The sequence below is a fragment of the Chthoniobacter sp. genome (assembly GCF_040003245.1).
In the GTDB taxonomy this organism is placed as follows: domain Bacteria; phylum Verrucomicrobiota; class Verrucomicrobiia; order Chthoniobacterales; family Chthoniobacteraceae; genus Chthoniobacter.
In genome coordinates, this window is sequence record NZ_JBDUCX010000323.1 from 1 (window position 1) to 6390 (window position 6390).

Here is a 6390-nt window from a genome sequence, read left to right on the forward strand (position 1 = left end):
GGCCGCGACATCAGCGTGACGCACGAAGCGCTGGGCACGGTGCGCGTGATGAAGACCGGCGGAATGATCGGTGAAGTCGTCGGCAAGGCGGCCTCCATCTGCATCAAGAACCAATGCTCCCCGCGCACCATCTACGAGCGCTACTTCCCCGAGCTTCAAGAACTGCTCGCCTTGCGCGGCGCCGCGCGGCGCGAGACCGTCAACAGCCCGATCACGCTGCCCGATGGCTACGCTCCGCCGCCTCCGGTGGTGGAGGGCAAAGGTGGCCCGCCGGGCATTCCGGTGGCGAGCCTGCCGGGTCTGGTGATGGATGATGGGCAGGCAAAGATGACGGGTAAATGGATCGAGGGCGCGGGCCTGCCGGATTACGTCGGCACGGGCTATCGCTATCGCAATGCGAAGGAGGAGGGGACCGCGCGCTACGAATTCAAGATCACCAAAGCCGGCATCTACGAAGTGCGCATGAACTACAGCGAGCACGAGAACCGCGCCAGCAATGCGCCGGTGTCGATCGAATCGGCAGAGGGGTCGAAGCAAGTGACCGTGAATGAGCGCATCAAGTCGCCGCTGCCCAAGGGCTTCGTGTCGCTGGGTAAATTTCGTTTCGTGCCCGATAAGCCGGCGGTGGTGATCATCGGCGCGGGGTCGGCGAACGGCAACGTGGCGGCGGATGCCGTGCAATTGCTGCCCGCGGAGTGAGAGCCAGTGCTTAGTGCTTAGTTCCTGGTGCGAAACTGAGCACTAAATACTTAGCACTAAGAACTTCACCGTGCTCCGCCGCCTTCTTCTTCAGCTCTACCGGCTCGGTGTGCTCGTGGCGATCGCGTGGATCGTCCGGGCGCACTATGTGCGGATGCGGATCGAAGGCTATGCGCCGATCACCGTCGAGGAAGTGCGCGCCATCTTTCCCAAGGCGACGGAACTGCGACCGGATGCGAGCGAGCGCGCCGGAATGTTTGTGTGGGACGATGGGGGGCATCAAATGGGTTATGTGCTGCGGACTTCGCCGGTCACCGACGGCATCATCGGCTATCGCGGGTGGACGGATACGCTGGTGGCTTTCGATCCGGCGTTGCATGTTGTCGGAGTGCGGCTGCGCTCCTCGCAGGACACCGAGGAGCACGCGGGGGACGTGCGCGACGACCGCTATTTCTTGAAAACGTGGAATGGAAAGTCGTGGGATGCCGTGGCGCGGACGACGCCCGAGCAGGCGCACATCGAAGGGGTGAGCGGGGCGACAATGACGAGCATGGCCATGGCCGAAGGCATCATGCGACGCTTGCGCTCCGCGGATGCCGCGCTGGCCCTGCGCCCGCCGCCGATCCGTTTCAAATGGGTGGATGCCGGGTTGGTGTTGATCATTGTGCTCGGGATCGTCATGGCTTTTCGCGGCACGCATGGGCGGCCTTGGTTGCGGCGCAGCTTTCAAGTGCTGGTCATCGGCTATGTGGGGTTTCTGGCCGGCGCGCCGTTGGCCCAGTCGCTCTTGGCCGGCTGGTCGCAAAATGGCGTGCCGTGGCGCAGCGCACCGGCTCTCGTGTTGCTGGCCGCGGCGGCGCTCTCCGTGCCGTGGGCCGCGCGCAAGCCGCTCTACTGCCATCAACTTTGCCCGCATGGCGCCGCGCAGGAATTGCTCGGCCATTTCGCTCCGCGCCGCTGGCGGGTCGCTTTGCCGAAGACCTTTGCTGCGGGTCTGCGTTGGTTGCCGCCGTTGCTGCTGGGTCTGGTCGTGATCATCACGATCATGGCGTTGCCGCTGGACCTCGCGCACTTGGAGCCGTTCGATGCCTACAGCTTGCGCGCGGCGGGCATCGCGACCACGGCCATCGCCGTTGTGGGCTTGATCGCCTCGCTCTTCGTGCCGATGGCCTATTGCCGGTTCGGCTGTCCGACCGGCGCGCTGCTGGAATTCATTCGCGGGCGGGGAGCGACCGATCATTTCGGCCGGCGGGACATTGCCGCGCTGCTGTTGGTAGGGCTGGCGGAGGGGTTTGCGTGGAAATACCAGGCGTTGCATGCGTGGATGATCGGCGCGTCTTGAGCGGCCGCCCGCGCCTCTGACTGGACAAACCCTCGCGCGTTTTCGACAGTCGCCGTTCCATGCCGCCTACCAGTGAGCCCAACGCCAAGCCGATCGTCGCCAGTTATTGCACGACGTTCCTGAAACCGGAGATGCGGCACATCTACCGCCAGGTCACGGGACTGCAGCGCTACTCCACCTTCGTCATGACGCGCGAGCGCCAGTGCGAGGCGGAATTTCCCTTTCCCGACGTTGAACTGATTCCCCGGGCGCGGAAGAATTTCCTCAAGCGCTTCTATCTTAAATACATGCGCAAGCTGCCGCCGGTTTACTACCGGGGCGAATTGCAGGTGCTGATCAAGCTGCTCAAGCGCCGGCCCGCGGATGTGATGCACGCCTATTTCGGACACACCGGCGTGCATCTGCTGCCCTTCATCCAGGAATGGGACAAGCCGTGCGTCGTCTCCTTTCACGGGATGGACATCCAGGGGCGGCCGCAACAGGAAGGCTACGACGCGCAGATGCAGGAACTGCTGCAAACCGTGCCGCTCGTGCTGGCGCGGTCGAAGTCGCTCATGGATGGCCTGGAACGCCTCGGCTGCCCGAAGGAAAAGCTGCGCCTGAACCGCACCGGCATTCCCCTCGATCAGTTTCCATTTCAACAACGGCCCATGCCGGTGGATGGATCGTGGCGCTTCGTGCAGGCGTGCCGGTTGATCGCGAAGAAGGGCCTGGGCACGGCGATCCGGGCATTCGCGAAGTTTCACGAGAAGCATCCGAAGGCGACTTTTCGCATTGCCGGCGAAGGGCCGATGAAGGGCGAACTGGAGAAGCTGATCGGCGAGCTCGGCTTGAGCGAGGTCGTGGAGTTGAGCGGCTTCCTTTCGCAGGAAGATCTCGCGGCGCTCTATGCGCGCTCGCACATCTTCCTGCACCCGAGCGAAATGCCGCCGGATCAAAACCAGGAAGGCGTGCCGAACTCGATGCTCGAGGCCATGGCCACCGGCCTGCCCGTGCTGGCGACCACGCACGGCGGCATCCCCGAGGCGGTGACGCACGAGCGCACCGGCCTGCTCGTCGCCGAGCGCGATGAGGAGGCGCTCTTTCGAGCGATGGGTCAGATCACCGCCGAGACGGATACGCTATACATCCTCGGTCAGGCGGCTTCGCAAGCGGTGCGCGAGGAGTTCGAGCAAGGGAAGCAGATCGAGAAACTGGAGAGTTACTACGATGAAGCGCGGGCCATCGGCGGGGTACGCCGCCCGGTGAACTGAGCGCCGCGATGCCGTCCGAGCCTCATTCCTTCGCCTATCTCTTCGAGCGATTCCCGTCGTTCGTGCAGACCTTCGTCTATCGCGAGGCGGTGGAGATGGTACGGCAGGGGATGAATCCATGGTTGGTGTCGTTGCGTCATCCGGAGGATCCCGGCGATCTCGCGGAGAAGCTGGACGTCGATGTCTTCTACGCGCCCGCAGAGAAGGCCCTGCGCGCCGAGGTCGATGCCCGGCGTGAACGGCGCCAGCTTCCCGGGGCCGCGCACCGCGCCATTCCGCGAAATCGCCAGGAGCCGGATTCCCAACGGATGTTCGAGGCGATCTGGCTCGGCCCGCTCCTGCGCGAACGCGGCATTCGCCATGTGCACGCGCATTTTGGCGGAGTGGCCGCGCGCACGGCCTGGTGGCTGCGCAAACTATTTGGGATCAGCTACAGCTTCACCGGCCACGCCAATGACATCTTCTGCGACACTGATTTTCCGGTGACGAACGCCGATCTCGTTCGCGGCGCGCGTCTCGTCGTCACCGAAACGGACTACGCGCGCCGGTGGATGGAGGAGAAGTATCCCTGGGCGAAGGGCAAAGTCGTTCGCGTGTTCAATGGTGTAGCGATCGATGGCTTCCCGGCGAAGGAGCCGGCTTCCGGCGTGCCGCGGATCCTTTCGGTCGGTCGCTACGTGGAGAAGAAGGGCTTCAGGGATCTCATTGAGGCGTGCCGGTTGCTGCGGGCACGGGGCGTCGATTTTGTCTGCGAGATCGTCGGCGGCGGTCCGTTGGAGGCGCCATTGCAGGCCCAAATCGCGGAGGCAAAGCTGGAACAACAGGTCCAGTTGCTGGGGCCGCGTTCCCAAGGCGAAGTCCGTCGACTACTGGCCGCAGCCCAAGTATTTGTGCTGGCTTGCGTGCCGGAGAAGGACGGTGGCAGTGACAACCTGCCCACCGTGATCATGGAGGCCATGCTGGCCCGGACGCCGGTCATCTCGACCGAACTCGCCGGCGTCCCGGAGATGATTGCGCCCGGCGAGGACGGCCTGCTGGTTCCACCGCAAAGCCCGTCCGCTCTGGTAGATGCGATGGCGAAGCTGCTCGCCGATCCGGCGGCCGCGGAACGACTGGGCGAGCAGGGTCGCGTCACCGCCGAAGAGAAGTTTGCCATCGAAAAAACCGCCAGGGCTCTGAAGCATCTGCTGATCGAAAGGGTGGGGGTGACGGTACCCGAATCGGCCCGAGGAATGGATCTAGCTATTCCGAGGCGTGGCTTCTTCCACCACCTACTCCGATTTTTCGATAAATGATTTTTGTCAGTAAATCTGCTGACCCCAATTGACAATGTGTCACAGACAAGACACCCTCCCGCGCTCAAACCTCCCGTGCTCGCGTTGTTGCAGGCACAATCCTCCACTTTGATGCTTCCACCCCGCACGAAGAAACTGCCCCTGAGCTTGCTGCTCTTTATCGCCTGCACGCTGGGGTTGTCCCTTGAGACCCTGGCAGGCGACGCTTACAAATGGTCCGTTCAATATATCGTCGATAACAGCCGCACGATATTTGGCCGGCCGCAGAAAGTCTCGCCACGGCACAATCGCGGCCTCGCGCTCTCGCCGGATGCGAAGTACCTCTACGCCGGTTATCACCACAGCTTTAACAACTCCGGCGAAGTGCGGCGGATTCGGATCGACGTGGCGGATTACGATCGCGCCACGGAGGCGCTGTTGCCGGGCGTCCAAGGCAAGGCCATCACAACCGACGACAAAGGGCGCGTCTACATTTGCGACAACGCCTGCATCGTCGTTTACGACGCCCTGCTGGAACGCCGCGAAACACGGATCCCGACCACGGTGTGTGAAGGCGTGGCGACGGCCCGCGAGGGTGGGCAGCTCGTGCTTTACGGGACCGACCGGGAAGACGGGACGCTCAGCCGGTGGGTATTGCAGGAATCCGGCGCGGATGTCACGGCGGCGACGCTGAGCGGGTTTGATGGCTCCGGGGTGTTGAAAGTACCCGGTGCTTACGACCTGCGCGGCCTGAAGATCGATGCCAAGGGCAATTTCTGGATGGCTGATTTGAAGGGCAACAAGGTTTTCCGGGTCAGCCAGGATGGGAAGGAAGTGAAATCGGTTTCCGTGCAGGTGCCGATGGATGTGGCGATCGACGGCGAGCGAATCTTTGTCACCCGCTCCACGGAACGCGCGATCACGGTAATCGATAACGACTTGAACGTCATCGGCAGTCTCAATGTTCCGTGGGAAGAGTTGGAACTCTCGCCCTATGGCAATAGCCGCAACGGCGCGCTGGGCGCCATCGTGGTGGTGCCGGGCAAGGGCTTTTTCGTCGCCAACGAAGCCGGACAGACCGCGAATCAGCGCTCCACGTATGGGCGCGTGGATGAACATAGCGACTTTGTGAACGGCAAAATGTTCCGGGACGTCTTCGGCGACGACAACGAACCGATCCTGCGGGCGACCGAGGTCGAAACGGCGCCGTAGAGTGGCGGCGGGGTCGCGGCAACTGTGGCGGAAAAATTTCAGGCACGATTAGGCACGATCAGGCTGGATTACTCTGGACTGGCGTTGCCGTGGGTGGCGTTTCGGAGGCGTCGGAATTGATCGCTTTCTCGTCCTTGGCCTCGACTTTCTTCTTCTCCTCCTCGACGGAATCGTCCTCCTCCCGCGGGTCACGGAAGTCGGGATTGGCCGCAAAGAACCCCTCGATCCACTCCTGGCGTTCCGGGGTGAGCGTCCCGGTTTTCTGCCCGACGACATATTCCGCGCGCAACGTGTCGGCCCGCAGGCTGAAGGTCTCGTCTTCCTGCTCGGATTGGCGTTGCAGTTCGATTTGCAGGAGGCGGTCGCGCTCGTATTCCGACGGCGTCTCCCGGCGCTCCCGCTCGGTTAGCAAGCGCAGGCGCTGGCGCTGATGATCGCCCCGGCGCAAGCGGGCCATTTCGCGGGCGAGCTCCAGCACCGCCTGGCGTTGCTGCGGGCCGCTCTCGGCGGTGGCCGCTTCGCGAAAGAGGCGCAACAGGACGACGGCCAACATGGTGGTCACGCGGTCGAGCAGGGCCTCGTCGCCGACTTCGTTGCCCAGTTCCTCGAC

Annotated in this window: 6 protein-coding genes; 5 read left to right on the forward strand and 1 reads right to left on the reverse strand. The window is 63.3% G+C overall.

The window, feature by feature from the left end; all coding sequences use genetic code 11:
• The 5 genes from ABJF10_RS28320 to ABJF10_RS28340 form a co-directional block, all read left to right on the forward strand.
• Positions 1–699: FAD-dependent oxidoreductase (locus ABJF10_RS28320; RefSeq protein WP_348547977.1), on the forward strand; the 699-nt coding region annotated here is incomplete at its 5' end.
• A gap of 70 nt (positions 700–769) precedes the next feature.
• The gene (locus ABJF10_RS28325) at positions 770–2041 is read left to right on the forward strand and encodes an FMN-binding protein (protein ID WP_348547978.1); all 1272 of its coding nucleotides are present in this window, start codon (positions 770–772) and stop codon (positions 2039–2041) included.
• Between the two features lie 59 nt (positions 2042–2100).
• Positions 2101–3294, forward strand: a complete 1194-nt coding sequence (locus ABJF10_RS28330) for a glycosyltransferase (RefSeq protein ID WP_348547979.1) — start codon at positions 2101–2103, stop codon at positions 3292–3294.
• Between the two features lie 8 nt (positions 3295–3302).
• Positions 3303–4589, forward strand: coding sequence for a glycosyltransferase family 4 protein (locus ABJF10_RS28335; RefSeq protein ID WP_348547980.1), 1287 nt, complete (start codon positions 3303–3305; stop codon positions 4587–4589).
• 111 nt (positions 4590–4700) lie between these two features.
• Complete coding sequence (locus tag ABJF10_RS28340) at positions 4701–5780, forward strand: hypothetical protein (RefSeq protein WP_348547981.1); 1080 nt, start codon at positions 4701–4703, stop codon at positions 5778–5780.
• Between the two features lie 58 nt (positions 5781–5838).
• Here ABJF10_RS28340 and ABJF10_RS28345 read toward each other — a convergent pair.
• The coding region (locus ABJF10_RS28345) for a hypothetical protein (protein WP_348547982.1) at positions 5839–6390 on the reverse strand (552 nt) is incomplete at its 5' end.